Annotated in this window: 22 protein-coding genes and 2 pseudogenes; 8 read left to right on the forward strand and 16 right to left on the reverse strand. The window is 61.2% G+C overall.

Features of this window, described 5'->3' with window-relative positions:
- Positions 1–12 precede the first annotated feature (12 nt).
- From BFQ04_RS18015 to BFQ04_RS18050, 8 genes are all read right to left on the reverse strand, one after another.
- A complete protein-coding gene (locus BFQ04_RS18015; RefSeq protein ID WP_065951962.1) occupies positions 13–792 on the reverse strand; it encodes a transporter substrate-binding domain-containing protein in 780 nt (259 codons plus the stop codon).
- A gap of 249 nt (positions 793–1,041) precedes the next feature.
- Positions 1,042–2,676 (reverse strand): ATP-dependent DNA ligase, encoded by a 1,635-nt coding sequence (locus tag BFQ04_RS18020; protein WP_065951963.1) that lies wholly within the window; start codon positions 2,674–2,676, stop codon positions 1,042–1,044.
- Positions 2,673–3,677 (reverse strand): ligase-associated DNA damage response exonuclease, encoded by a 1,005-nt coding sequence (locus tag BFQ04_RS18025; protein ID WP_065951964.1) that lies wholly within the window; start codon positions 3,675–3,677, stop codon positions 2,673–2,675. Before BFQ04_RS18025 ends, BFQ04_RS18020 begins: the two co-directional genes overlap by 4 nt.
- Before the next feature lie 182 nt (positions 3,678–3,859).
- A complete protein-coding gene (locus BFQ04_RS18030; RefSeq protein WP_065951965.1) occupies positions 3,860–6,301 on the reverse strand; it encodes a penicillin acylase family protein in 2,442 nt (813 codons plus the stop codon).
- Positions 6,302–6,502: 201 nt separating this feature from the next.
- Positions 6,503–6,709 carry an SEC-C metal-binding domain-containing protein gene (locus BFQ04_RS18035; protein ID WP_065951966.1) on the reverse strand — a complete coding sequence of 69 codons (207 nt, stop codon included), beginning with the start codon at positions 6,707–6,709 and terminating at the stop codon, positions 6,503–6,505.
- Positions 6,706–7,188 (reverse strand): LEA type 2 family protein, encoded by a 483-nt coding sequence (locus tag BFQ04_RS18040; protein WP_065951967.1) that lies wholly within the window; start codon positions 7,186–7,188, stop codon positions 6,706–6,708. The genes BFQ04_RS18035 and BFQ04_RS18040 overlap by 4 nt, the downstream gene beginning before the upstream one ends.
- Positions 7,189–7,210: 22 nt before the next feature.
- Positions 7,211–7,681, reverse strand: a complete 471-nt coding sequence (locus BFQ04_RS18045) for a YchJ family protein (protein WP_065951968.1) — start codon at positions 7,679–7,681, stop codon at positions 7,211–7,213.
- Between the two features lie 4 nt (positions 7,682–7,685).
- Positions 7,686–8,183: a DUF6231 family protein gene (locus BFQ04_RS18050; RefSeq protein WP_065951969.1), complete on the reverse strand. Its 498-nt coding sequence runs from the start codon at positions 8,181–8,183 to the stop codon at positions 7,686–7,688.
- Between the two features lie 188 nt (positions 8,184–8,371).
- Between BFQ04_RS18050 and BFQ04_RS18055 the strand changes: the two genes are divergently transcribed.
- On the forward strand, positions 8,372–9,130 hold the full coding sequence (locus tag BFQ04_RS18055) for a collagen-like triple helix repeat-containing protein (RefSeq protein ID WP_065951970.1): 759 nt from the start codon (positions 8,372–8,374) through the stop codon (positions 9,128–9,130).
- Positions 9,131–9,232: 102 nt separating this feature from the next.
- Here BFQ04_RS18055 and BFQ04_RS18060 read toward each other — a convergent pair whose 3' ends face one another.
- Complete coding sequence (locus tag BFQ04_RS18060) at positions 9,233–9,697, reverse strand: CopD family protein (RefSeq protein ID WP_065951971.1); 465 nt, start codon at positions 9,695–9,697, stop codon at positions 9,233–9,235.
- A gap of 99 nt (positions 9,698–9,796) precedes the next feature.
- On the opposite strand from BFQ04_RS18060, the gene dinG reads away from it, so the two are divergent.
- The 6 genes from dinG (at position 9,797) to BFQ04_RS18090 (ending at position 18,231) form a co-directional block, all read left to right on the forward strand.
- Entirely contained in the window at positions 9,797–11,941 is a 2,145-nt protein-coding gene (gene dinG, locus BFQ04_RS18065) for an ATP-dependent DNA helicase DinG (RefSeq protein ID WP_065951972.1), read from the forward strand.
- 88 nt (positions 11,942–12,029) lie between these two features.
- Positions 12,030–14,327, forward strand: a complete 2,298-nt coding sequence (locus tag BFQ04_RS18070) for a beta-galactosidase (RefSeq protein WP_065951973.1) — start codon at positions 12,030–12,032, stop codon at positions 14,325–14,327.
- Positions 14,328–14,410: 83 nt separating this feature from the next.
- Complete coding sequence (locus BFQ04_RS18075) at positions 14,411–15,556, forward strand: serine hydrolase domain-containing protein (RefSeq protein WP_065951974.1); 1,146 nt, start codon at positions 14,411–14,413, stop codon at positions 15,554–15,556.
- A 142-nt stretch (positions 15,557–15,698) separates the two neighbouring features.
- Positions 15,699–16,835: an OmpA family protein gene (locus BFQ04_RS18080; protein ID WP_065951975.1), complete on the forward strand. Its 1,137-nt coding sequence runs from the start codon at positions 15,699–15,701 to the stop codon at positions 16,833–16,835.
- Positions 16,836–16,862: 27 nt separating this feature from the next.
- Entirely contained in the window at positions 16,863–17,510 is a 648-nt protein-coding gene (gene pdxH / locus BFQ04_RS18085; RefSeq protein WP_065951976.1) for a pyridoxamine 5'-phosphate oxidase, read from the forward strand.
- 256 nt (positions 17,511–17,766) lie between these two features.
- Entirely contained in the window at positions 17,767–18,231 is a 465-nt protein-coding gene (locus tag BFQ04_RS18090) for a glycine zipper 2TM domain-containing protein (RefSeq protein ID WP_003189251.1), read from the forward strand.
- A 729-nt stretch (positions 18,232–18,960) separates the two neighbouring features.
- On the opposite strand, the gene nhaA is transcribed toward BFQ04_RS18090, so the two are convergent.
- Positions 18,961–20,145 (reverse strand): Na+/H+ antiporter NhaA, encoded by a 1,185-nt coding sequence (gene nhaA / locus BFQ04_RS18095; protein WP_065951977.1) that lies wholly within the window; start codon positions 20,143–20,145, stop codon positions 18,961–18,963.
- 216 nt (positions 20,146–20,361) lie between these two features.
- Here nhaA and BFQ04_RS18100 point away from each other — a divergent pair, with 216 nt between their 5' ends.
- The gene (locus tag BFQ04_RS18100; protein ID WP_065951978.1) at positions 20,362–21,456 is read left to right on the forward strand and encodes a PLP-dependent cysteine synthase family protein; all 1,095 of its coding nucleotides are present in this window, start codon (positions 20,362–20,364) and stop codon (positions 21,454–21,456) included.
- Between the two features lie 61 nt (positions 21,457–21,517).
- Here BFQ04_RS18100 and BFQ04_RS18105 read toward each other — a convergent pair whose 3' ends face one another.
- From BFQ04_RS18105 to BFQ04_RS18125, 6 genes and pseudogenes are all read right to left on the reverse strand, one after another.
- Positions 21,518–23,131: an NAD(P)/FAD-dependent oxidoreductase gene (locus tag BFQ04_RS18105; protein WP_065951979.1), complete on the reverse strand. Its 1,614-nt coding sequence runs from the start codon at positions 23,129–23,131 to the stop codon at positions 21,518–21,520.
- A gap of 105 nt (positions 23,132–23,236) precedes the next feature.
- Positions 23,237–23,908 (reverse strand): COG3650 family protein, encoded by a 672-nt coding sequence (locus BFQ04_RS18110; protein WP_065951980.1) that lies wholly within the window; start codon positions 23,906–23,908, stop codon positions 23,237–23,239.
- Between the two features lie 95 nt (positions 23,909–24,003).
- A pseudogene (locus tag BFQ04_RS28700) lies at positions 24,004–24,156 on the reverse strand (short chain dehydrogenase); the annotation flags it as partial.
- Positions 24,152–24,364 (reverse strand): annotated as a pseudogene (locus BFQ04_RS28705) (DUF692 family multinuclear iron-containing protein); the annotation flags it as partial. The pseudogenes BFQ04_RS28700 and BFQ04_RS28705, both read right to left, overlap by 5 nt.
- Positions 24,365–24,386: 22 nt before the next feature.
- On the reverse strand, positions 24,387–24,683 hold the full coding sequence (locus BFQ04_RS18120) for a BufA1 family periplasmic bufferin-type metallophore (protein WP_065932827.1): 297 nt from the start codon (positions 24,681–24,683) through the stop codon (positions 24,387–24,389).
- Between the two features lie 240 nt (positions 24,684–24,923).
- On the reverse strand, positions 24,924–25,625 hold the full coding sequence (locus tag BFQ04_RS18125; protein WP_065932826.1) for an ABC transporter ATP-binding protein: 702 nt from the start codon (positions 25,623–25,625) through the stop codon (positions 24,924–24,926).

Below are 25,625 nucleotides of genomic sequence, written 5' to 3' on the forward strand. Positions count from 1 at the left end.
GCGCCCCAGGCATTATTTGCCGCTGTACAGGTTCAGATCGCCAAAGTGTTTCTTCTGAAGGGTGGCGTAGGTGCCATCATCGTGTAACGCTTTGATACCTTTATCCAAAAGCGCCTTGAGCTCAGTGTTACCTTTTTTGATACCGATCGCGGTTTTCGCTGGCAGCAGCGGGTCGTCGATGGCGGCGCTGACTTCGTAGCCGGCACCGGCTGGCGACTTGAGGAAGCCCAATTCGGCTTGCAGCATGTCCTGCACGGAAGCGTCGAGGCGCCCGGACGTCAAATCGGCATACACCTGGTCCTGGTTGGCGTAGGCCTTGGTGGTCACACCGGCCTTGTCCAACACGGCCTTGGCGTAGGCTTCCTGGATGGTGCCTTGCTCATAGCCCACGGATTTGCCCTTGAGCGATTCAGGCGTCGAATACCCTGCACCTTTTTTGAACACCAGCGAGGTAGGGCCCGAGAACAGCTCGTTGGAGAAGTCGATAGCCTTCTCGCGCACCGGGGTCACGGTCATGGAAGAAATCACACCGTCGAACTTGTTGGCTTTCAGGCCCGGAATCATGCCGTCAAAGTCGCTTTCAACCCATTTGCACTTGACCTTCAGTTCCGCGCAGATGGCGTTGCCCAGGTCAATGTCGAAGCCCACCAGGCTGCCGTCGGCGGCCTTGGATTCGAATGGTGCGTAGGAGGGATCGACACCGAAACGCAATTCCTTGTATTCCTTGGCGGTTGCAACACCTGCAGCCATGCACAGAGCCAGTGCAGAAAGGGTCAGCAATGCTTTTTTCATTATGTGTTCCCTGGAAACCAAGATAAGCGCTTGTGGCGCGTTTAGGACTGTTACTGAACGGTGTCAGACGCAGCACAAGTAGCAATTTCTGCACCATAGTTCCGAATGATCGTTTTAAAAGGTGGGATAAGGGATTTCTAAGCGTAGGAAATGCCCACTAGTGGGCATTCGGAAAAGGTTGCACCATTACAGGTCATATGGAGATTCCAATGTGGGAGGGGGCTTGCCCCCTCCCACAATTGATTTCTGTCAGGCCAGTAAGTCCTGCAGCGTAGCCAGACTATCGGCTTCCTCCACCGGCTTATCCTGGCGCCAGCGCAACATCCGCGGGAAGCGCACCGCAATGCCGCTCTTGTGCCGCTTGGACAGGGCGATGCCTTCGAAGCCCAACTCAAACACCATACTCGGCGTGACGCTGCTGACCGGGCCGAATTTTTCCACGGTGGTCTTGCGCACGATTGCATCGACCTTGCGCATTTCTTCATCAGTCAGCCCCGAATACGCCTTGGCGAACGGCACCAGTGTGCGCTCGCTGCCCGGCGGGCCATCCCAGACCGCGAAGGTGTAATCGCTGTACAGGCTGGCGCGCCGGCCATGGCCGCGCTGGGCGTAGATCAACACTGCGTCGACGCTGAACGGGTCGACCTTCCACTTCCACCACAGGCCCATGTCCTTGGTGCGGCCCACACCGTAGAGGCCTTTGCGATCCTTGATCATCATGCCTTCGACACCGAGGCTGCGGGAGGCTTCGCGTTGCACGGCCAACGCCTCCCAGGTGTACCCCTCGAGCACTGGCGAGGGCAACAGCACGGGTTGATTGCACTGCGCGATCACGCGTTCCAGCTGCGTACGGCGTTCAGCCAGGGGGTGGTTGCGCCAGTCATCGCCCTGGTATTCGAGCAGGTCGTAGGCGAGCACCGCCACCGGCGCGTCCTCAAGCACTTTTTTACTCAGTGTCTTGCGGCCGATCCGCTGTTGCAGCAGGGCGAAGGGTTGCACCGCGTCCTTCCAGACCACGATTTCACCGTCGATCACGGTGCCGTCCGGCAAGCCGCTGACCAGGTTGTGAAGCTCGGGGAAACGCTCGGTCACCAGTTCTTCGCCGCGCGACCAGACCCACAAGCGGCCCTCACGCTTGACCAATTGCGCGCGAATGCCATCAAACTTCCATTCCACTTGCCAGTCGGCGGGGGAGCCGAGCAGCGCGTCAAACTGCTCCAGCGGTTGCGCCAAGCCATGGGCGAGAAAAAACGGATACGGCTGCCCGCCGCGTTGCGCATGCTCGTCGGATGATTCGGGGGCAATCAGTTTGAGATAGCCGGCGGGAGTAGGGCGATTGGACAGGTCGGTGTAGCCCACCAGCCGTTGGGCCACGCGCTTGCTGTCGAGCCCGGCCATGGCGGCAAGCGCGCGGGTCACCAGCAGTTTGGACACGCCGACGCGAAAGCTGCCGGTGATCAATTTGATACACACCATCAGGCTCGGTTGATCCAGTTGCGCCCACAGCGCTGGCAGGCGCTCGGCCAGTTCAAGCGGCGCAAGGCCACGCAGCGGTAACAGTTTGTCTTCCAGCCACACCGCCAGGCCATCTTCAGAGGTGTAGGTGGATTCGGGTAACAGCAGGGAAATGGTCTCGGCCAGATCGCCGACGGACTGATAGCTTTCTTCGAACAACCACGGCTCGATGCTCGCCGCTTGCGTCGCCATGTCCCTGAGCAGGCGGGTCGGCACCAATTGTCGCGGCCGCCCGCCTGAAAGGAAGTACACCGCCCAGGCCGCATCCTGCGGCGGTGCCTGCTGGAAATAGTCTTGCAGTGCCGCCAGCTTGGCGTTGCTGGAAGTCGTGGCGTCGAGGTTGGCGTACAGCTCGGCGAAGGCTTTCATGCGCTGGCCTCTTCGTCGTCGTCGCCGTATTCGGTGCTGAACCCTTGAGCGTCCAAGCCTTTCTCGCGCAGATGGCGTACCAATACGCCGACCGAACCGTGGGTAACCATCACCCGCTCGGCGCCGGTCTGCTCAATCGCCCACAACAGTCCGGGCCAATCGGCATGGTCCGACAGCACAAAGCCGCGGTCGACCCCGCGGCGCCGCCGCGTGCCGCGCAGGCGCATCCAGCCGCTGGCGAAGGCGTCGCTGTAGTCGCCGAAGCGGCGTATCCAGGTGCTGCCACCGGTGGAGGGCGGGGCGATGATCAGGGCCTGGCGCAGCAGCGGGTCGTTTTTTTTGAAGTCGCCGGCGTACAGCGTTTCGGGAATGTAGATACCTGCTTCGCGGTAGACCCGGTTCAGTGGCTCGACGGCGCCATGGCTGAGGATCGGGCCGATGCTGGCATCGATACCATGCAGAATGCGCTGTGCCTTGCCAAAGGAATAGCAGAACAACACGCTGGCCTTGCCGGCGGCGATATTGGCCTGCCACCAGTCGTTGATGCCGGAGAAAATCTGCGCCTGCGGCTGCCAGCGGTAGATCGGCAGGCCAAAGGTGGATTCGGTGATAAAGGTGTGGCAGCGCACCGGTTCGAAAGGCGCGCAGGTACCATCGGGCTCGACCTTGTAATCGCCGGACGCGACCCAGACCTCACCCTGATATTCCAGGCGCACCTGGGCCGATCCGAGGACATGCCCGGCCGGGTGGAAACTCAGTGTGACACCGTGGTGAACGAGTTTCTCGCCGTAGGCCAGCGTCTGCAGGTTGATGTCCTGGCCGAGGCGCGAGCGCAGAATGCCTTCGCCGGGGGCGGCGGCCAGGTAATGCTCATTGCCGGTGCGGGCGTGGTCGCCGTGGGCATGGGTGATCACGGAGCGTTCCACCGGGCGCCAGGGATCGATGTAGAAATCCCCAGCGGGGCAATAGAGGCCTTCGGGTCGGGCGATGACGAGGTCCATGGGGTGACCGGGGAGATGGGCTTGTTACTTATGAGGCGGGGGGCTGTGCAGAAGTTCTATCAGAATGCATGGGGCCAAATGTGGGAGGGGGCTTGCCCCCGATAGCAGTAGTTCAGTCAATGAATGTGTTGACTGTCACACCGCTATCGGGGGCAAGCCCCCTCCCACATTTGAAAACCGGGTTACTTGCCGGGTGTCAGGGTCAACCTGGTTTTGCCATACACCTTGTCAAAGTTCTGCGGCTGCATCGGGAAGCTCAGGTAGTGCGCCTTGAGTGATGGATCGATGCCGTTGGCATAGTTCGGGCTGGCCGGGTTGCCCGACTGGCCGGTGCCGCCCTGGCCCATCATCGGTTCGGGCTGGCCGAAGTCGACAATCATGCGCAGCGCCGACGTCTGGGCCACATTGAAATCCTGCCCCCAGGTGTAGGGGGCCGGGTTCAGGGTGTTGTGGTCGCCGCCGCTGGCGAAAGGCCCACGGATAACCTGGCCGCTGGCGTTTTTCCAGGTGGTGGTGTGCAGCTTGCCCCATTGCCAGGCCTTGTGATCGGCGCCCAGCAGGCTGTCGCCGGTGCTGATCGCAGCGGCCAGGGTGCGTGCGAGAATCGCCGGCTTGTCTTCTTTTTGCGGTGTGCGCGTGTCATCCCAGAGCGGGCTGTCTTCACGGCCCAGCAAATGGTCTGCGGTGGCTGAGTAGGACAGGCTGGCGTTGCTGACAAAGGCTTTCCAGCTGGCGCTGTGTTCCGGACCGAGTTTGTCGAGGAAAATCTGTTTGGCGCTTTCCTGCAGGAACAGTTCGTAGACCGCCGCGTCGGCGGACGTCGGTGCAAGGCGACCCTCAAAGGCCATCAAGCGGCCCAGTGCTTCGCGCGCCTTGGCCTGTTCGGCGGCGGGCAGCGCATCGATTGCCTGTTTCAACGGCTGGGCCATGCCCGGCGTCTGGAACATACCCTTGAGTTTGGCGGCAAAGGTGGTGGTCTGGTCGTATTGCATGGCGATCACGCTGCGGCTGTCGTGTTTGCCGGCGTTGGCCAGTTGCGCCAGGCGCTCGCTGCGCTCCGGCGCGTCCCAGGAATTGGACAGCTGCATGCCATAGCCACGCGGAGCAGTGCGCTGGTTGGCGGTGCCGATCCAGCCTTGAGCCGGGTCCTGGTCATAGGGGTGCAGCATGGCGTCGGCGTAACCGTCCCAGTCAAAGCGCGTATCCCAGCCCGGCGAGGGCAGCAGGCCTTCGCCTTCGCGGCGGTTGGGAAAGCGGCCGGTGACTTGCCAGCCGATGTTGCTGGCGTCGGCGAAGATCATGTTCAGCGCAATGGCGCGAATTTCGCGTGTGGCGTCCGAAGCCTTGCCGGCATTCTGTGCGCGGGACAGGTCGAAGAACGCATCCAGGCTCTTGTCGTCTTTCAAATCGGCGGTTTGCAGGGCCAGGCCAAAACCGCTGGTGAGCGCCTGGCTGCTGTTGAGCAAGGCGCCGTGGCGGGTTTCGTACACCACGTCGCGAATCGAGCGCTGGCCTTTGATGAAGAAGGTCTCGTTACGCACGCCGGCCGCTAGCCATTTGCCGTTGTTTTCGTAGTACAGCGCGCTGCCCTGGCGTTTGACCTTTTCCAGGAACAGGTCCTGGGTGTCGCCCTTGACCGCGCTCATGCTCCACGCCACCTTGCCGTTGAAACCCGACAGCAGGGTCGGCAGGCCGGCAATCGACGCGCCGACCGCCTGATATTTCGGTGCACGGATCTGCACATAGCTCCAAGGCGTGGGTGCTTGCGGCTGGGCGGCGATGTCGTTGGCCAGCAGGCTTTTGCCGCTGCGGCTGCGTTGCGGCCCGATGGCCCAGTTGCTCGACGTGGTCACGCCCAGGGCATTGAGGCTGTTGAGTTGCTGGCTGACCGTGTCCAACCCGGCAAGACCCGTGACCTGGCTCAGGTTCACGCCCTTGAGCTTGTCGGCCTCGGCCAGCGGGATCGCCTCGTCCGGCGCGCTGGGGATAAGCCAGGCGAGCTTGTCGACGCCGACTTTTTGCGCCAGCACCAGCGACGAGATTTCTTCCTGCAGGTTGCTCGACTCACTGAAATTCAGCAGGCAGAACAGCAGCGCCGAATCTTCCGGTTTCCAGTACTCGGGTTTATAGCCGGTCTGGGCCAGGTCTGTCGGCAGCTTGTCGCGGTAGCGGAACAGGTAGGCGTTGACGCCCCGCGCGTAGACTTCGAAGAAACGCTTGAGCCGCGGCGACGACGCGGTGTAAAGCTCGCCGGCGCTCTTTTTCAGGTTGACCGCGCGCATGAAGCGGTCGACATCAAGCACCTCGGGACCGGACATTTCCGCCAGGCGGCCCTGAGCCAGCAGCCGCAGGGTGACCATCTGGGTGATCCGGTCGCTGGCATGCACGTAGCCAAGGCTGAACAGCGCGTCGTGGAAGGTGTTGCTTTCGATCAGCGGCATGCCCTGGGCATTACGGCGTATCGACACGTTTTGTGCCAGGCCTTTGATCGGCTGTACGCCGGCTGCGGGGGGCAGAGTGTCCTGGGTGTTCTGGAGCTGGCAACCGGACAGGCTCAACGCACTGACCACTGCCGCGGCAACGCCGAACCGGGGAAGAAAATGTGTAAGGGCTGGCGAGGCCATGGCAAAGCTCCTGCGGGGGGTAGCGTCATTAAAGGCGCTACGTTAGTGAGCGCGGCGAAACGACGCAAGCGGGAGTTGTGTAATTGGATGAGTACCCATGTGGGAGGGGGTTGCCCCCGATAGCGGTGGGTCAGTAACAAATAGGCTGACTGACACACCGTATCGGGAGCAAGCACCGTCCCACATTGAGTTTCGAGTGGCTTAAGCGCCGTGGCACTTCTTGAATTTCTTCGCGCTGCCGCATGGGCAAGGATCGTTGCGACCGACGTCTTTCAACGCGTTGCGCACCGGCTCCTGGTGAGCGTGGCCGCAGTTCGGGCCGTGGACATGGCCGTGGTCGTGATCCTGGTGATCGTGATCGTGATCGTGGTTGCAGTCAGGACCATGGACATGGGGTTGCTGAGTCATCGATGTCGCTCCGGAATAAAATCGCCGGGGATTATCTCGCCATTGTGGGCCACCTGCACGTCATTACCGATGAATAAGCCGGTTTTCAACTCGCCTTCAAGACGATAAGGCACGGGACGCTCGGGGTTTTTCAGCAGTTGCACCACGTCGCGTATTCGCGGCCACAGGTTGGTACGCACCGACACCCGGAAGTATTTATGGCTGTGCGGCGGTACGGTCAGCCATTCGTTGGACTCGCCTTCGGTCAGCACCAGGTCGCCGAGGGTGACCTTGTAGATCAGGCCACGCACGGTCAAGTCCGCATCGTCGCGGTTGTCCACGCGAAAGTAGAGCTTGAACTTCTGCTCCAGCAACTTGGCACGCACCACTTCGACTTTCACCAGCGATACGTGGGGCGGCGGCGAATCGTCCTCGAACCAGGAGGCGCATCCGCTCAGGCCCAGGGTTAACGCCAGCATCAGGCTGAATGTGCGAAGCATTGGCGTTATCCCTGTCAGGTCGTTAAAAATAGCTGGAACAGCACTTCTTGAACTTCTGCCCGCTGCCGCACAGGCATGGGTCATTGCGCCCGGCCTTCACTTCCACCGTCGGGTCGATGAAGTACCAGCGCCCCTCATTCTGTACGAAAGAAGACCGTTCGCGGTGGCTATGTTCACCGGTACTGTCATGCCAGCGCGCCGTGAAGGTCACGAAGGCATGTTCCGGTTGGCCGCCGAAGACCTCGGAATTTTCCACCTCCAGCCCAAGCCAGGTGCTCTGGGCACTCCAGGCGGTAATGGCCTCGCGGTCCAGGCCGGCCTGTTGCGCCGGCAAGGTGGTAGCCACCAGATAGTCGACCAGGCCCAGCACATAGGCGCTGTAGCGCGAGCGCATCAATGCGCTGGCACACGGCGCGGGGTGGCCGGCGTGGTAATGGCCGCAGCAGGCATCCAGCAGATTGCCACTGCCGCAGGGGCAAATGGATGTACTCATTGTGTTACCACCAATACTTGCCAAAATTTTCCGGGTTGGCCCAGAAGCGGGCGTTGAGCCAGTCGGGTACTTGTTTATAGTCAAGCAGATCATAGGTAAACAGCGTCAGCACCTGCTCATTGCGCTCAAAGCGTTCGCCGGCCTGCAGGGCCAGGGAGAAAAAATCGGTGTCCTTCCAGTCGCAGGCGCCCAGGTCCACCAGCACTGCGATGCGGCTGGCATTGAGGTTGCGAATGCCGCCCAGCAACGTCAGACCCTGGGATTTGGGCAGGTGTTCAAGGCAATCGACCACCAGCGCCAGGTCAAAACGCTGCGCCGCCAGTTCGGCGGGCAACGGTCCGGGTGGGGCAATGCTGACACGCACATCGGGATGCGCCGTCTTAAACGCATCCAGTGCGGGAAACTGGCTGGCGCCCAACAACAACAGGCGTTTGGGGGCGTGCAGGTCCAGCAGCGCGGCCAACGCTTGCTGGGGTGTACGGGAAGAAATTCCAGCGGTCATTTAAGATCCTCACATCAGGACCCTAGAGACTAGCGCGGCTGGGCGTGCGGGCCTAGCGCATCAGTGCCAATAGCGCCGGTGCCTGAGCCGGGCCTTCTGAAGTTTTTTGATCCTTCACTGGCAAATCGCCTGTAGAAGTCGTTACTGTGCGTCCAAAGAAAAATTCGGAAACACTCGGGAGCCCCATGATGCGTAAGGTTTTTCTGCTGGCCCTGTTGGTCAGCCCCGTTGCCCTGGCCCAGAGTGTCAGTGTTGAAACCCATTCGTTGATGCGCCTGCCCAGCAGCACCAGCGTGTTGCAGCTCGAGCGCCTGGACGTGGCGGACTACGGCACCCTGTTGATTCCGGCCACCATCAGTCAGATCGCGGTGGAGGAACTGCATTTGGGACGTGAAGCACGTATCGCCATCGTCCCCGGCACTACCGCGCTGCAGTTGCAGGTGCGCCAGGCTCAACTGGATCACGGCAGCCAGATCACCTCTCGCGGCGCGCCCGGCACCCATGAAAGGCCAGCCAAGCCGGGGCGTGACTTGACCTTGCGTATCGAGTCGCTGACTGCAGAAGAACTGTCGGTGGATGCCCGCGGTGGCGCCGGTGCCCAGGGGTATGCCGGCCTGGATGGCGCCAATGGCGTCGATCCGGGTTGCACCTGGGGTTCGGCCGGGCGTGGGTTCAATGGCGATAACGGCGGCGATGGGTTACCGGGTGCGTCGGGTGCGTTAGTGCGCGTGGAGTTGCCGCAGGCCTTCCCGGCTGATCAGATCAAGGTCCTGGTGGACGGCGGGCCTGGGGGCTTGGCCGGTGTTGCGGGTAAACCCGGCAAGGGCGGTCAGTCCAAGGGCTGCCTGGTGTACCGCGCCGATGGCGGTGAAAAAGGCCGCTCGGGCTTGGAAGGGCAGCCGGGGCCGGCCGGGCCTGCGGGGGCGGTGACCATTCAGCGGCTTTAATAGAACTGTAGCCGCAAGTTACAAGCTGCAAGCTGCAAGTGAAAAGCCTTGTGGCTTGTAGCTTGTGGCTTGTAGCTTGTAGCTTGTAGCTTGTAGCTCCATTCAAACCATCGGCCGAGCCGAAGCAATTGCCACCACCACCAACCCCACAATCAAGTTGATCCCCACCAACTTGCGAATCTGCCCCAATGCAGCCGCGCCCGCCGGCCAGTCCTCAGCCGCCACCGCCGCCTTCAATGCCGGAAACTTCAACGCCTGGATGCGGATAAACAGCGCCGTCATCACCAGATACAAGCCCATCATCACCTGCACATAGCGCGGCGCCGTTTCAAAACCGTTGAAGCGCAGGTGCAGCAGGCCGACGCCGCTGATCGGCAAAATCAACACCGCCACCCACACCCATACAAAAAAACGTTGAAACACATTTGCCCACAACTTCAGCCGGGCAGGGCCCTCAAGGGCCGCCATGGCGGCGGGGCGCAGGATCATCCAGGCGAAAAACATACCGCCGACCCAGATCAGGGCGGCCACTACATGCAGGGTGTAAGCGAGGCTAAACGCGGTCATTGTGGTACTCCGTTCTGCGCGGGATTAATTAGCGGGGTATGATAGCGGCCGATCCGAACCACTGAAAATTTATCCAGCGTTTTTTGCGCCCGACTATCCATGATCAGCACTGAACTCAAAACTACGATCCAGGGCGCCTACACGCGTTTTCTCGAAGCCAAGAGCTTGAAACCGCGCTACGGCCAACGCCTGATGATCGCCGAAGTGGCCAAGGTCCTCGGGGATATCGACACCGACGACGAAGGCCGGCGCAGTGGCGACCCCGCGATCGTGGCCGTCGAGGCCGGCACCGGTACCGGCAAGACTGTAGCCTACAGCCTGGCCGCGATCCCTACCGCCAAGGCCGCCGGCAAACGCCTGGTGATTGCCACCGCGACCGTCGCCCTGCAGGAGCAGATTGTCTACAAGGACCTGCCTGACCTGATGCGCAACAGCGGGCTGAATTTCACATTCGCGCTGGCCAAGGGCCGTGGCCGTTACATGTGCCTGTCCAAGCTTGACGTGCTGCTGCAGGAAGGCCATGCGCAGACCGCCACCGCCTCGCTCTTCGAAGAAGAAGGCTTCAAGATCGAAGTCGACGAAGTCAGCCAGAAACTGTTTACCAGCATGATCGAAAAACTTGCCGGTAATAAATGGGACGGCGACCGCGACAGCTGGCCCACCGCCCTGGAAGACTCCGACTGGGCGCGCCTGACCACCGACCACAGTCAGTGCACCAACCGCCATTGCCCCAACTTTGGTCAGTGCGCCTTCTACAAGGCCCGCGAAGGCATGGGCAAGGTCGATGTGATCGTCACCAACCACGACATGGTGCTGGCCGACCTGGCCCTGGGCGGCGGCGCGGTACTGCCGGACCCGCGTGACACCCTGTATGTGTTCGACGAAGGCCATCACCTGCCCGACAAGGCTATCGGACACTTCGCCCACTACACACGCCTGCGCTCCACCGCCGACTGGCTGGAGACCACCGCGAAGAATCTCACCAAGTTACTGGCCCAGCACCCGCTGCCCGGCGACCTGGGCAAATTGATCGAGCAAGTCCCGGAATTGGCGCGGGAGATCAAGACCCAGCAGCAGTTCATGTTCAGTGCCTGCGAGCAGGTGGCCGACTTCAAGCCCGGCGAAGACGTGGAAGGCCGTGAGCGGCCGCGTCACCGGTTTGTGGGCGGGATGATTCCCGAGCATATGCGCGAAATGGGGATTGAGCTGAAGAAAGGCTTTTCCCGTCTCACCGACCTGTTCACCCGTCTGACCGACCTGCTCAAGGAAGGCATGGACGGCGAGGTCAACATCGGCATCGCCAGCAACCAGGCCGAAGAATGGTACCCGCTGTTCGGCAGCCTTTTGTCCCGCGCCCAGGGCAACTGGGAGTTGTGGACGGCCTTTACCGTCGAAGACCCGGAAGACAACCCGCCGATGGCGCGCTGGCTGACCTTGGCGGAAAGCGGTGCGCTGTTCGATATCGAGGTCAATGCCAGCCCGATCCTCGCCGCCGAAATGCTGCGCCGCAATCTGTGGAACGTGGCCTACGGCTGCCTGGTGACGTCGGCCACGCTGACCGCCCTAGGCACCTTCGACCGCTTCCGCATGCGCGCCGGCCTGCCGAAAAAGGCCGTCACTGCGGTGGTGCCGAGCCCGTTTCATCACGCCGATGCTGGCGTCCTGCGGGTGCCCGACCTCAAGGCCGACCCACGGGACGCGGCGGCGCACACGGCGGCGATCATCCGCGACCTGCCCGAGTTGGTGGAAGGCTCGCGGGGCACCCTGGTGCTGTTTTCGTCGCGCAAACAGATGCAGGATGTGTTTGACGGTCTTGACCGCGACTGGCGTAAACAGGTGTTCATCCAGGGCAACCTGTCCAAGCAGGAAACCTTGAACAAGCACAAGGCGCGGGTCGATGGCGGTGATTCCAGCGTGTTGTTCGGCCTGGCGAGCTTTGCCGAGGGCGTGGACTTGCCCGGTGCCTACTGCGAGCATGTGGTCATCGCCAAGATCCCGTTTTCGGTGCCGGATGATCCGGTCGAAGCGGCGCTGGCCGAATGGATCGAAGCACGCGGCGGCAACCCGTTCATGGAAATCTCGGTGCCCGACGCTTCGCTCAAGCTGGTGCAGGCCTGCGGGCGCTTGCTGCGCACCGAGCAGGACCGGGGCACCATCACGTTGCTCGATCGCCGCCTGGTCACCCAGCGCTATGGCAAGGCAATCCTGAATGCCTTGCCGCCTTTCAGGCGCGAAATTTCTTAAGCCACGGTGGGCGAACTCGTCCACTTCGTGGTCTATCTCAAGTATGTCATCAGGCCATTCACCGGCCGTCTGGGAGAACCTTGTTCGTATGATTCGCACGCTGCCCGCTCTTTTTGCCCTGCTGTTCGCCGCGCCCTTGATGGCCGCGCCGGCCGGGCAACAAACGCTGTTCAACTTCGTCCGGCCCGCCGATGTGGTCAAGGTGGCGACTCAGGACGCCAGCCTGCCGCAATACAACGCCGAACAAACCCCGGAGGGCGAGGTGCTGCGCCGCATCACCTTCAACCCGGCGGCCGAGCCGAGCCTGGTGCTCAGCCCGCAAACCGGCGTGTGGGACTGGTCGCAATCGGGTGCCATGAGCCTGCGCATCCAGAGCGCCATGAATTGGGCGTTGACCCTTTACGTAAAAGTACAAAGTGCCGACGGCAGGACTCTGGTCAGCCGCATCGACTTGCCGGCCGGCCCGGCCCAGACCTTGCTGGTGCCACTGCAAGCCAACTCGCCGCTGAGCCAGGGCATGAAGGCCGGCCCGCCGATGCCGATGACCATGGACGGCCAGCGTGTCTTGCTGGCCGCCAGCGCCGGGGAAGTCGACCGCAGCCAAGTGGTGTCGGTGACGCTGTCGATGATCAAACCCAATGCCGCCCAAAGCATCCTGCTGGAGCGCTTTGGCGTGCAGGACAGCGAACCGGTGATGAAGGCCGCCTACAGCGAACTGGTGGACGCTTACGGTCAGTCCACCCGCGCGCGCTGGCCAGAAAAAGTCAGCAACGACGAACAGCTCAAGGCCGCAGCCGCCAAGGAGCAGCAACAACTGAAGGGATGGCTTGCCGAGCGTGACAAATCCGCCCTGGATCAGTACGGCGGCTGGAACAAAGGCCCGGCGTTCGACGCCAGCGGCTTCTTCCGCACTGAAAAGCGCGACGGTCGCTGGTATCTGGTCACGCCGCAGGGCCATCCGTTCTACTCGCTGGGCGTCAATACCGTGGCTGCGGACAACAGCCAGACCTACGTGGCGGGGCGGGAGTGGATGTTTGCGGCGCTGCCCAAGGCCGGTGAACCCTTCGACAAGTATTACGGCCGTGGCGACAACCGTACCGGTAACGGCGCGGGCGAGGGTCGCGGTTTCGGCGCGGGGCGCTGGTATGATTTTTATGGCGCCAACCTGCAGCGCACCTACGGCGGTGACGGCTTCGATCAGAAACGCTGGGTGACCCATACCCTCGACCGTCTGCAAGCCTGGGGCTTCAACACCGTGGGCAACTGGAGCGAGCCGGACCTGGCCAAGGCCGACCGTGTGCCTTACACCTTGCCGCTGTCGATTGTGGGTGACTACGCCAGCATCAGCACCGGCACCGACTGGTGGGGCGGCATGCCCGACCCGTTCGACCCACGCTTCGCCATGGCCACTGAGCGCGCCGTGGCCATCGCCGCTCGCGATCATCGCGACGACCCATGGCTGATCGGCTTCTTCGCCGACAACGAACTGGCCTGGGCCGGCCCTGGCGACGACGCAAAATCGCGCTATGCCCTGGCCTACGGCACCTTGCGCATGACCACCGACGTACCGGCCAAGCGTGCTTTCCTCAAGCAACTGCGCGACAAGTACCGCAATGAAGACGGTCTGTCGAAAGCCTGGGGCATCCATCTGGCCGGTTGGGAACTGATGGAAGACCCCGGCTTCGAGCCGCCGATGCCTGACCCGGAACACCCTGAAATCGAGGCCGACTTCAAGTATTTCCAGAAGACTTTTGCCGATACCTACTTCAAGACCATCTCCGACTCGCTGAAATGGCACGCCCCCAACCAACTGCTGCTGGGCGGGCGTTATGCCGTGAGCACCCCCGAAGCCGTGGCGTCGTGTGCACAGTATTGCGATGTGCTGAGCTTCAATATGTATACCCTCAAGCCCCAGGACGGTTATGACTTCGCCGCCCTGCGCGCACTCGACAAACCGGTATTGATCACCGAATTCAACTTTGGCTCGACCGACCGTGGCCCGTTCTGGGGCGGTGTGACGCAGTTGGCCCGTGAAGAAGAGCGGGGCGCGGCCTATGCCGCCTTCCTCAAGCAAGCCATGGCGGAGCCGTCGATTGTCGGCGTGCACTGGTTCCAGTACCTTGACCAGCCCGTGACCGGACGCCTGCTGGACGGTGAAAACGGCCATTTCGGCCTGGTGGGCATGACTGATGTGCCCTTTCAGGGGTTTGTCGACAGCGTGCGTAAAAGCAATCTCGCGGCGGTCGACCAGTTGGGTAAGGAGGCTGAAAAAGCCAGGGCGACCGGTGCGGCCCGTGAGAGCGAAGGCGGCCGCTCGGGCCAGGCGGGCAAAGATGCCGGCCAGGGCGCCGGGCATGCTGGCGGGCACTCCGGAAATGGTCATTGATTCGTCGTTGACGGGTTCACAAATCCTACAATGGCTGGAACAATGTCGGCCACTTTTCATGCAGTTTTCTTGAGGTCGTTCCGGTGCAGATTCAGGGTCATTACGAGCTCCAGTTCGAAGCGGTACGTGAAGCGTTTGCCGCATTGTTCGATGACCCTCAGGAGCGCGGTGCCGGGCTTTGCATCCAGATCGGCGGCGAGACGGTTGTCGATCTGTGGGCCGGTACCGCCGATAAGGACGGCGCCGAAGCCTGGCACAGTGACACGATCGTCAATCTGTTCTCCTGCACCAAGACCTTCACTGCGGTCACCGCCCTGCAACTGGTGGCCGAAGGCAAACTGAAGCTGGATGCGCCCGTGGCCGATTACTGGCCGGAATTTGCCGCGGCGGGCAAAGCGTCCATTACCTTGCGCCAGTTGCTCTGCCATCAGGCCGGGCTGCCGGCGATCCGCGAGATGCTGCCCACCGAAGCCTTGTACGACTGGCAGCTGATGGTCGATACCCTGGCGGCTGAAGCGCCGTGGTGGACACCCGGCCAGGGCCATGGCTACGAGGCAATCACCTATGGCTGGCTGGTCGGTGAACTGTTGCGCCGTGCCGATGGGCGCGGGCCTGGCGAGTCTATCGTGGCGCGGGTGGCGCGGCCGTTGGGGCTGGATTTCCACGTGGGCCTGGCGGACGAAGAGTTTTACCGTGTCGCCCATATAGCCCGCAGCAAAGGCAATATGGGCGATGCCGCGGCACAACGGTTACTTCAAGTAATGATGCGTGAACCCACGGCGATGACTACGCGTGCATTTGCCAATCCGCCGTCTATTCTGACCAGCACTAATAAACCCGAATGGCGGCGTATGCAGCAACCCGCGGCAAATGGTCACGGTAATGCACGCAGCCTGGCCGGGTTTTATAGTGGTTTATTGGATGGTAGTTTGCTGGAAAGCGAGATGCTCGAACAATTGACCCGTGAACACAGTATCGGAGCGGATAAAACCTTATTGACCCAAACCCGTTTCGGCCTGGGTTGCATGTTGGATCAACCGCAGGTGCCCAATGCTACGTTCGGCCTTGGCCCGCGCGCATTCGGGCATCCCGGGGCAGGGGGCTCGGTAGGGTTTGCCGACCCTGAGCATGATGTAGCCTTCGGTTTTGTGACTAATACCCTGGGGCCCTATGTACTTATGGACCCACGGGCTCAGAAGTTGGTCGGAATATTGGCCGGTTGTCTATAAATCCCTTGCTGTTTCACAATTTTTTGTTACAAAGACACGTATAAGAAGACGCTGAACGCAATGATGTAACTTCAATGTTCTTTAAGCGTCTGGTTAACGGGGCATTTGGCCCCTTGGTTTTTTCTCATTTTGTGGATATCTCATGTTATCGAACAAGTCCTTGGCACTGGCGCTGTGCCTCACTATTACTGGCTGTGCACAAACTCCACAAAATGATGCCGAAGGTGGGCACTGGTGGTCATTTGGATCAGATAAGGCTGCTACCAAGGACGCAGTGACCCAGACCGACGCCAAACCGGATGCCAAGCCTGCTGCCGATGCCAAGCCTGTTGCGCCTGTCGCCGCGGCGCCTGCTCCGGCAGCCAAGAGCGACACCGGTTTCAACTGGTGGCCATTCGCCGCCAAGAGCGCCGACGAAAAGGCCGCCGAGGCCAAGGCCGATCTGAAAGCGGACCTCCAGGCCGCCACCCCGGCTCCCGTGGCCAAGACCGACACCGAAGCCCATTGGTGGTGGCCGTTCGATACCAAGCCCAAGCCACTGGCCAAGGTCGATGTGACCAACGTGCAGATGCCCGATCCGAAAATCACCCAGGCCTGGCTGGACGATTACGAGCCGCGCCTGCGCGCCGCGATCAAGGACAGCAACCTGCAATTGGAACGTCGCGACAACGTACTGGTGGTGATCGCCCCGGTAGACGGTTCATACAACCCGAAACGCCCGGCGATGCTGCTGCCGGTGACCCTGGGCCCGTTCACGCGCGTTGCCAAGGCCGTTGAAGCGGACCCAAAGACCGCCGTACTGGTTCTGGGCCACGTTGATGCTACCGGCAGCGCTCCGGCCAGCCAGGCGCTGAGCAAGGAACGTGCGCAGTCGATCGCTTCGATTTTCAGCCTCAGCGGTTTGAAGCAGGATCGCCTGATGCTGCGTGGCATGGGCGACCTGATGCCGCGCGCCGCCAATGACAGTTCCCAGGGCCGTGCGCTGAATCGTCGCATGGAAATCATGTTCACTCAGCGTTCAACTATGTTGGCGCTGCTGAGCCAGTACAACTCGGGCAAGACCCCGCCTGTGGCTGAAATGGTTGCCGTGCAGGACGTTCCCGCACCGGCCCCGGCGGCAAAAGCTCCAGCGAAAAAAGCACCGGCCAAGAAAGCTGCCGCCAAGCCAGCCGCCAAGTCAGCCGCTAAAAAGGCTCCGGCCAAACCGGCTGCGAAGAAACCGGCTCCGGCCAAAGCCAAGGCTGCTGCACCGGCAAGCAACGACCAGGCGAAAAACTGATCCGTTGAACCACAAGGATAAAGCCGCATGACCCAGGCACTGGCCGATATGCGCCGTGACTACACACGGGACGGTTTGAGCGAGGCCCAGGCCCCGGACGAGCCGTTTGCCTTGTTCCACCAATGGTTCGCCGATGCGGTGAAAACCGAGCAGGCACCGGTGGAGGCCAATGCCATGACCCTGGCGACGGTCGACCAGGACGGTCGGCCGCACTGTCGCATCCTGTTGCTCAAAGGCCTGGATGCACAGGGCTTTACCTTCTTTACCAACTATCAGAGCGCCAAGGGTGAGCAACTGGCGGCGCGGCCGTTCGCGGCCATGACTTTTTTCTGGCCGACCCTCGAGCGCCAGGTGCGTATTGAAGGGCGCGTGGTCAAGGTCACGCCTGAAGAGTCGGATGCTTATTATCAGGTGCGCCCCCTGGGCAGCCGCCTGGGTGCGTGGGCATCGCCGCAGAGCCAGGTCATTCGTGATCGCGAAGAACTGCAGCAACTGCTCAAGGCGACTGAACAACGTTTCAGCGACACCCAGCCCGATTGCCCCGAGCATTGGGGAGGCTATCGTTTGCTGCCGGAGCGCATCGAGTTCTGGCAAGGCCGCGCCAGTCGCCTGCATGATCGTCTCGACTATCGGCTGCAAGCGGGCCAATGGACGCGCGCGCGTCTTGCGCCTTGAGCGTCTCCTTTCGTCATTCCATCTGAATCATGCCCTGCGCGCCGAAGTCTTTATGTACGAGATTTCGGCGTTTTCGGCTGTATGGCTACACTGATCAACCAGGCTATGGCATGGTGCGGCTTAGCAACCGTTCGTCGAATCTTGTGGTGTCGGAAGTCTGTACTCAGGCTGAATGAAAGCACTTTTCTGCCTGGCTTGCCGTGACAGGCGCCAAGCCGCAGCGTTTAATGAATACCTGTCCTTTGGAGTTGATGCTATGCGTAAGTCCGTTTTACTAGTTGCCTGCTTTACTACCCTGTCCTTGCTGTTGGGTGGCTGCGCCTCGAGTCTGACCGGCGACTCCTACTCCCGTGACGAGGCGCGTCGTGTACAGACCGTTCGCATGGGCACTATCGAATCCCTGCGTCCGGTGAAAATCGAAGGCACCAAAACCCCAATCGGCGGCGCTGCCGGTGCAGTCATCGGCGGCGTTGGCGGCAGCGCCATCGGCGGCGGTCGTGGCAGTATCGTCACCGCTGTGATCGGCGCGGTAGCCGGCGGCCTGCTGGGTTCGGCCACCGAAGAAGGCCTGACCCGCACCCAGGGCGTGGAAATCACCGTTCGCGAAGACGACGGCAGCATGCGCGCCTACGTACAAGCCGTGCAGGAAAATGAAATTTTCCGCATTGGCGACCGCGTACGCATCATGACGGTTGACGGTACCAGCCGCGTTACCCGCTAAGCGGTCAGCGAAAGGCAAAGAAAAACCCCAACCGGGTGACGGGTTGGGGTTTTTTGTTTAATAGGCCATGAGCTTGTCGTTTAGAAAAAACTTAATCGCACATAATAAAAAACCGCCTTAGTAGGGCGGTTTTTTATTGCAAGCCCACTTTGGCACGGGCTTGCGGTCTCACGGGAGCACTGACGTGTTCACGATACTACTGCTTTTTCAGCGCGCAGAGCAAGGCTTGAGGATCAGTGGTTCTCATTGATGTAATGATCTTTTTTGTAGATTTTAATCTGCAAAAACGAGCAACAACTCCATAGTGTAATCAGCTTTTGTCTGTCACACCTTGGCGCGACAGTTGGCCTAGTATCGCCGTCGTTCTGCGCTCTTCGTGAAGTAGGTTGGCCGGGTTCGCGCGCAAATTTTGGACCGACTACCACGGGCTAGTAATCCGTGCCGGATTGATGCACGGGGACCATAAACCCGGCCCGCCTCACAGGAGCACTGACGTGCACCCGAAGGCTCACATGTTCCGGTAAGTGCGCTGGAGGTAAGGCCCAACGCTTGGAGGGCCGAGTATGTCTAAGTTTGCACGACGTACGTGGAACCTCGTAGTGAATGCCCTGCGTGTTTATCTCGTATGGGTATTCCTGCGGGACAGTTTCGATGATCTGTAAGGTCTGAGAAGCGGAGCCGCCTCGATTCAGTTCGAGGCGGCTTTTTGGTGTTTGGCTATCGCCTCAACTAGGAAATGACGGCTTTCTTGCGACTCGCCAGCGCCGTCACCGCATAACCGATACACGCCGCCACTATCGAACCGGTCAGAATCCCCATGCGATCTTCGCCGGCAAACTCGCTGACGCCCGGTACGAAGGCCAGTGAGCCGACAAACAGGCTCATGGTAAAGCCGATACCACAGAGAATCGCTACCCCCAGCACCTGGCCCCAGTTCGCGCCGCTGGGCAGTGAGGCAATACCGGTCTTGATGGCCAGCCAGGTCAGGCCGAACACACCGATGGTCTTGCCGATCAACAGGCCGGCGGCGATGCCCATGGGCACAGGGTGGGTAAAGCTTTCGAGGCTGACGCCGGTGAGGGACACCCCGGCGTTGGCAAACGCGAACAGCGGCAGGATGGCGTAGGCCACCCACGGGTGCAGGGCATGTTCCAGGGTCAGCAGGGGCGAGGTTTCGGCGTTCCGGGTGCGCAGTGGAATGCAGAACGCCAGGGTCACCCCGGCCAGGGTGGCGTGCACGCCGCTCTTGAGCACGCACACCCACAGGATCAGGCCGATGATCATATACGGCCCGAGCTTGACCACACCCAGGCGGTTCATCGCAATCAACGCGATCAAGCATGCCGCTGCGCCTGCCAGGGAAGCCCCGGACAGGTCGGCGGAATAGAACAGCGCAATGACGATAATGGCGCCCAGGTCGTCAATGATTGCCAGGGTCATCAGGAACAGTTTCAGCGACACCGGCACGCGTTTGCCCAGCAGTGCCAGGACGCCCAGCGCAAAGGCGATATCCGTGGCCATCGGGATTGCCCATCCGGCGAGGGCCGCAGGGTTGTCCTTGTTCAATGCCCAGTAGATGAGCGCGGGTACGACCATGCCGCCGATAGCCGCCGCACCCGGAAGGACGACCTGCGACGGTTTGGACAGGTGACCGTCGAGCAGCTCGCGTTTGACTTCGAGGCCGATCAGCAGGAAGAACAACGCCATCAGGCCATCATTGATCCAGAGCAAGGCGGGCTTGGCGATTTGCAGCGCGCCAACCTGGGCCACCACGGGCGTGTCGAGAAAGGCGCCGTACAGGTGTGACAACGGTGAGTTGTTGATAATCAGCGCCAAGGCGGCAGCCGCGATCAGCAACAGGCCGCTGGCGGCCTCCAGCTGGAAGAAACGGGTGAAAGTGCTACGCAGAGGCAAGGGATGCTCTCCAATCCAGGTTCAATAGGTGGGTACCCTAACCCGTACCGTTAGTTGTTAAAACAAAAGTTATATTCTTATTTGTTATAAGCGTCGGGTAGAGCTGGCGTTGCGTCTAAGCCTAGCAATTGTGTGTCCAATTGAGTCGTTACTGTATCTGTGTGCAGTGTAGGAAACCCCCTAATATCAGGCCCAAATCCTTAGAGAAGCCTCGTCATGAGCGACCACCGTCCCTGGGCCCGCGAAGCCATTCGTATCATTGAAGCGGATTTCCAGCGCAGCGCCGACACCCACCTGATCCCGTTGCCATTGCCGGGCTTGCCGGGTATCGAGTTGTATTTCAAGGATGAGTCCAGCCACCCGACCGGCAGCCTGAAGCACCGGCTGGCGCGTTCCCTGTTCCTGTACGCGTTGTGCAACGGCTGGCTGAAGCCGGGTGCACCTGTGATCGAGGCTTCCAGCGGTTCGACGGCCATCTCCGAAGCCTATTTCGCGCGCCTGCTCGGCCTGCCGTTCATTGCCGTGATGCCCGCCACCACCTCCCAGGAAAAGATCGCCCAGATTGCCTTTTATGGCGGCAAGAGCCACCTGGTGCAGGACCCTACGCAGATCTATGCCGAGTCCGAACGGCTGGCGCAGGAAAGCGGCGGCCACTTCATGGACCAGTTCACCTACGCCGAGCGCGCCACCGACTGGCGCGCGAACAACAACATCGCCGAGTCGATCTTCCAGCAGTTGCGCTTCGAGCAGCACCCGGAGCCCAGTTGGCTGATTTCCAGTCCGGGTACCGGCGGCACTACCGCGACCCTGGGACGCTATGTGCGCTATCGCCAGCATCGCACCCGCGTGCTGTGTGCCGATGCCGAACGTTCGGTGTTTTTCGATTATTACCTGAGCGGCGACGCCAGCCTGCGCCTGGACTGTGGTTCGCGGATCGAAGGTATCGGTCGGCCACGGGTCGAAGCCTCGTTTTTGCCTGCTGTGATCGATGCGATGGTCAAGGTGCCGGACGCGCTGTCCCTGGCGGCCATGCATTACCTGGCCGAGCGGTTGGGGCGGCGAGTGGGAGGCTCCAGCGGGACGAACCTGATCGGTGCCCTGGTGGCTGCGCAACAGATGAAAGCGGCGGGGGAGTCGGGGTCGATCGTGGCGATTCTATGTGATGGGGGAGAGCGCTATGCCACGACTTACTATGATCCGGCGTGGCTGGCGGGGCAGGGGTATGACTTGCAAGGGTTGATCGCGGCCGTTGCGGCAAGTGTCGAGCAGGGTGAGTCACTGCCGGACAGCATCCTGCGCGCCAATATCTGACACACCGCAAACCAAATGTGGGAGGGGGCAAGCCCCCTCCCGCAGGTTTACAACAGCGTTCTCAGGCTTCGATGCCCAGCATGTCCCGCGCCAGGGCCTCGGCAATCCGAATGCCATCGACGCCTGCCGAGAGGATGCCCCCGGCATAACCCGCGCCTTCACCGGCTGGAAACAAGCCTTTCACATTCAGGCTCTGCATCGATTCGTTACGGGTAATTCGCAGCGGCGATGAGGTGCGCGTCTCGATACCGGTCAAGACCGCATCGTGCAGCGAATAGCCTTTGATCTGCTTCTCGAATGCCGGCAAGGCTTCGCGGATGGCTTCGATGGCGAAGTCCGGCAGGGCCAGGGCCAGGTCACCCAGCGATACCCCCGGCTTATAGGACGGTTCCACGCTGCCGATGGCCGTGGACGGTCTGCCTGCGATGAAATCGCCGACCAACTGCGCCGGGGCCTCGTAATTACTGCCGCCGAGCACGTAAGCATGCGACTCCAGGCGCTCCTGCAGTTCGATACCGGCGAGCGGCCCGCCCGGGTAGTCAACCTCGGGCGTGATGCCGACCACGATGCCTGAGTTGGCGTTGCGCTCATTACGCGAATATTGGCTCATGCCGTTGGTCACGACGCGATTGGGCTCCGACGTCGCTGCCACTACGGTGCCGCCGGGGCACATGCAGAAGCTGTAGACCGAGCGACCGTTTTTGGCGTGATGCACCAACTTGTAATCGGCGGCACCGAGTTTCGGGTGCCCGGCATATTTACCCAGGCGTGCGGCGTCGATCAACGATTGCGGGTGCTCGATCCGGAACCCCACCGAAAACGGCTTGGCTTCCATGTACACGCCACGGCTGTGAAGCATGCGGAAGGTGTCGCGGGCACTGTGGCCCAGGGCAAGGATCACGTGCCTGGAAAGGATGTGCTCGCCGCCATCGAGGACTACGCCATTCAACTGGCCATCTTCGATCAGTACGTCGGTGACCCGTTGCTCGAAGCGTACTTCACCGCCCAGGGCGATGATCTGCTGGCGCATGTTTTCCACCACGCCGGTCAGGCGGAACGTGCCGATATGCGGTTTGCTGACATACAGAATCTCCTCCGGCGCGCCGGCCTTGACGAACTCGTGCAGCACCTTGCGCCCGTGGAATTTCGGGTCCTTGATCTGGCTGTACAACTTGCCGTCGGAGAAGGTCCCGGCGCCGCCTTCGCCGAACTGCACGTTGGACTCGGGGTTGAGCACGCTTTTGCGCCACAGGCCCCAGGTGTCCTTGGTGCGTTGGCGCACTTCCTTGCCACGCTCGAGGATGATCGGCTTGAAACCCATCTGTGCCAGCAGCAACCCGGCGAAGATTCCGCAGGGGCCGAAACCGACCACCACCGGCCGTTCGACCAGGCCTTGCGGTGCCTTGCCCACCACGTGGTAGCTGACATCCGGCGCCGGATTGACGTTGCGATCATCGGCAAACTTGAGCAGCAGGGCGGCTTCGTTCTTCACATTGAGGTCGACGGTGTAGATGAAGCACAGTTCCGAGGACTTCTTGCGGGCATCATAGCTGCGCTTGAACAGGGTGAAATCGAGCAGGTCATCACTGGCGATGCCCAGGCGCTGCACGATGGCAGGCCGCAGGTCTTCTTCGGGATGGTCGATGGGCAGCTTGAGTTCGGTGATTCGTAACATGACAGGATCCGGTAGGCGGCGGGCAAGAAGCCGGCTGTTTTGCAAACCGGCGATTATAAGCCCCAATAGGGTTTTTCCGTCAGGTTAAAACAGTGCGGGTGACAATCAGTCGTCCCGCGAGCCGCCAAATGCCGCGCAACCACGCTGTACCTGGCCGTTGACACGCAATTCGGCGCTCATGTGTTGCAGGCTGCCGCTTACGCTGTCGACGCAGCGCTGCGGGGCGACCCACAATTCGATGTGCTGGTTATTGGCGTCGGTCATCAGGTTGAAGCGCCCATCACCCAGTTGCTCTTCAACATAAGGCACCGCCAGTGGGGGTTGGCCTTCGCGCTCCAGCACCATGCCCTTGGCCGTGACGCTCATCGCCCAGGCCGGCTTATGGCCGTTTGCCCGCAGGATCATGCGTTTGAAGTCCGCATCGTTGCAGGCCGATGTCGAGCGCTCGACGCGGTACAGCTGTTGCAGGTCCACCGAGCCCTGGGTGCCGCTGGCGACGCCGGAGAACTTGCCACGCAAGTCGGCGAACAACGTGCCTTGCTGGCCCGCCAGGGAGGCGGCTTCCTGCAGGATGCTGGTACCGGCGGTATCGTTGACCACGTAGTTGCGCTGGTCGCCGCAGGGCTGGAACAGCAGCTTGCCGTCAACCGCTGTCAATTCGCCCTGCATGCGGGTCAGCCCGGCGGTAGACAGCTTGGCCGGCTCGCTGTCGAACATCTGGCACGCGGCGAACAAGGGGAACAGGGCTAGCAAGGTAAGGGTCGAGGCGGCACGCATTTTCGGTCTCCAGACAAGTGCCGTCACGTTACGCAGGCTCGCGCCGCATCACAAGCCCGCAGCCCAGCTTCAGGCGATTCTTACAACGCTGAAACTCAGCCCACGATAAAGGTCTGACCGGTCTGCAAGCCCTCGACACTTTTCGCGTAGGCTAAAGCCACTTCGGCGCCGGCCACCGGTTTGAACCCACGGAAATACGGGGCGTAGCTGTCCATGGCTTCCACCAGTACCGTCGGGCTCACCGAGTGGGTAGCGTTCGCGGATCAAGCCCAGGTGGTGGTGGAAAGGCCCGCCGGCAACCATGTAGTTTTCGGCGTGCACTTCAAAGAAACCGATGTCGGGGCGGGTCTCAAGCACTTCCTGGAGGTGCTCGGTCTTCAGCCCCAGCCCGGCCCTGTGGGGGAGGCCGGGCACCTGAGCTGGTGAGACCGTGGGAGAGAGTGAAAGCGTCATCATCAGTCCTCAGGGTTTTCGGGATTCAGGACTTGGCGGTAAAGGCTGCTTCCTGACCGAAACCGGTCGGCGAGGTGGTGCTTGGGGTTTTGAGGCAGGTACCGGCTGGGACCAGTTTCCAGGCGTTGGCCTGGTCTTTGGTTTTAGAGGTACCGGCGCATGAAGTACCGGCGCCTGCGGCGCAATCGTTCTTGCCGGCCTCGGCGACGCCGAAGCATTTCTGCATGTCGTCGGCGGCATGGGCGGTGGTGGTCAGGGCAGACAGGCTCAGGGCCGAACCGAGGGCCAGGACGAGGGTGGCGGCGGACAGTTTGGTGGTCATGGTGTGTCTCCAGCAGTGGGTTGAAAGAGCAGGCTCGATTGCCTGCTTGCACCACTAGAGAGAGAGGGGAGGGGTTCGTTACAAGATCAGTCGGAATTTTTTCACGTTACGCAAAACAAAATGTGGGAGGGGGCTTGCTCCCGATGACAGTGTGTCAGGCACAGGACATGTGACTGATATACCGCTATCGGGGGCAAGCCCCCTCCCACGTTTAGATCCAGTTTACTCAGTAACCGGGTCTTAGCCGCCCAGGTACGCCTCCCGCACCTTCGGATCCGTCAGCAGCTGCTCGCCAGTGCCCTGCATCACCACCCGGCCGTTCTCCAGCACATAGGCGCGGTCGGCGATTTTCAGTGCCTGGTTGGCGTTCTGTTCCACCAGGAACACGGTCACTCCGTCCTTGCGCAGTTGTTCGATGATGTCGAAGATCTGCTGGATGATGATCGGTGCCAGGCCCAGGGAGGGCTCGTCCAGAAGCAACAGCTTGGGCTTGCTCATCAATGCGCGGCCGATGGCGAGCATTTGCTGCTCGCCGCCGGACATGGTGCCGCCACGCTGGCTGAAGCGTTCCTTGAGACGCGGGAACAGGTGCAACACCTTGTCCATCTGTTCCTGATAATCGCCCTTGTCGGTAAAGAACCCGCCCATGGCCAGGTTCTCTTCCACGGTCAGGCGCGAGAACACGCGACGGCCTTCCGGTACCACCGCAATGCTCTTGCGCATGATTTCGGCGGAGTGCTTGCCCACCAGTTCTTCACCCATGTAGCGGATGCTGCCGCTGTGGGCCTGGGGCGACCCGCACAGGGTCATCAGCAGGGTGGACTTGCCGGCACCGTTGGCGCCGATCAGGGTCACGATCTCACCCTGGCGCACTTCCACGTTGACGCTGTGCAGGGCCTGGATCTTGCCGTAGAAAGTGGAAACGTTTTCGAATTGCAGCAT

The sequence above is a fragment of the Pseudomonas sp. 37 R 15 genome (genome assembly GCF_900004865.1).
In the GTDB taxonomy this organism is placed as follows: Bacteria; Pseudomonadota; Gammaproteobacteria; order Pseudomonadales; family Pseudomonadaceae; genus Aquipseudomonas; species Aquipseudomonas fluorescens_AM.

Bases quoted from the DNA above. Each gene is read 5' to 3' on its own strand.
- BFQ04_RS18080 (WP_065951975.1), top strand. From the start codon at position 15,699: ATGTTATCGAACAAGTCCTTGGCACTGGCGCTGTGCCTCACTATTACT.
- BFQ04_RS18040 (WP_065951967.1), bottom strand. From the start codon at position 7,188: ATGCTTCGCACATTCAGCCTGATGCTGGCGTTAACCCTGGGCCTGAGC.
- BFQ04_RS18055 (WP_065951970.1), top strand. From the start codon at position 8,372: ATGCGTAAGGTTTTTCTGCTGGCCCTGTTGGTCAGCCCCGTTGCCCTG.
- BFQ04_RS18015 (WP_065951962.1), bottom strand. From the start codon at position 792: ATGAAAAAAGCATTGCTGACCCTTTCTGCACTGGCTCTGTGCATGGCT.
- pdxH (WP_065951976.1), top strand. From the start codon at position 16,863: ATGACCCAGGCACTGGCCGATATGCGCCGTGACTACACACGGGACGGT.
- BFQ04_RS18120 (WP_065932827.1), bottom strand. From the start codon at position 24,683: ATGACCACCAAACTGTCCGCCGCCACCCTCGTCCTGGCCCTCGGTTCG.
- BFQ04_RS18125 (WP_065932826.1), bottom strand. From the start codon at position 25,625: ATGCTGCAATTCGAAAACGTTTCCACTTTCTACGGCAAGATCCAGGCC.
- BFQ04_RS18045 (WP_065951968.1), bottom strand. From the start codon at position 7,681: ATGAGTACATCCATTTGCCCCTGCGGCAGTGGCAATCTGCTGGATGCC.
- BFQ04_RS18090 (WP_003189251.1), top strand. From the start codon at position 17,767: ATGCGTAAGTCCGTTTTACTAGTTGCCTGCTTTACTACCCTGTCCTTG.
- BFQ04_RS18060 (WP_065951971.1), bottom strand. From the start codon at position 9,697: ATGACCGCGTTTAGCCTCGCTTACACCCTGCATGTAGTGGCCGCCCTG.
- BFQ04_RS18070 (WP_065951973.1), top strand. From the start codon at position 12,030: ATGATTCGCACGCTGCCCGCTCTTTTTGCCCTGCTGTTCGCCGCGCCC.
- dinG (WP_065951972.1), top strand. From the start codon at position 9,797: ATGATCAGCACTGAACTCAAAACTACGATCCAGGGCGCCTACACGCGT.
- BFQ04_RS18035 (WP_065951966.1), bottom strand. From the start codon at position 6,709: ATGACTCAGCAACCCCATGTCCATGGTCCTGACTGCAACCACGATCAC.
- BFQ04_RS18100 (WP_065951978.1), top strand. From the start codon at position 20,362: ATGAGCGACCACCGTCCCTGGGCCCGCGAAGCCATTCGTATCATTGAA.
- BFQ04_RS18020 (WP_065951963.1), bottom strand. From the start codon at position 2,676: ATGAAAGCCTTCGCCGAGCTGTACGCCAACCTCGACGCCACGACTTCC.
- BFQ04_RS18025 (WP_065951964.1), bottom strand. From the start codon at position 3,677: ATGGACCTCGTCATCGCCCGACCCGAAGGCCTCTATTGCCCCGCTGGG.
- BFQ04_RS18030 (WP_065951965.1), bottom strand. From the start codon at position 6,301: ATGGCCTCGCCAGCCCTTACACATTTTCTTCCCCGGTTCGGCGTTGCC.
- BFQ04_RS18050 (WP_065951969.1), bottom strand. From the start codon at position 8,183: ATGACCGCTGGAATTTCTTCCCGTACACCCCAGCAAGCGTTGGCCGCG.
- BFQ04_RS18110 (WP_065951980.1), bottom strand. From the start codon at position 23,908: ATGCGTGCCGCCTCGACCCTTACCTTGCTAGCCCTGTTCCCCTTGTTC.
- BFQ04_RS18105 (WP_065951979.1), bottom strand. From the start codon at position 23,131: ATGTTACGAATCACCGAACTCAAGCTGCCCATCGACCATCCCGAAGAA.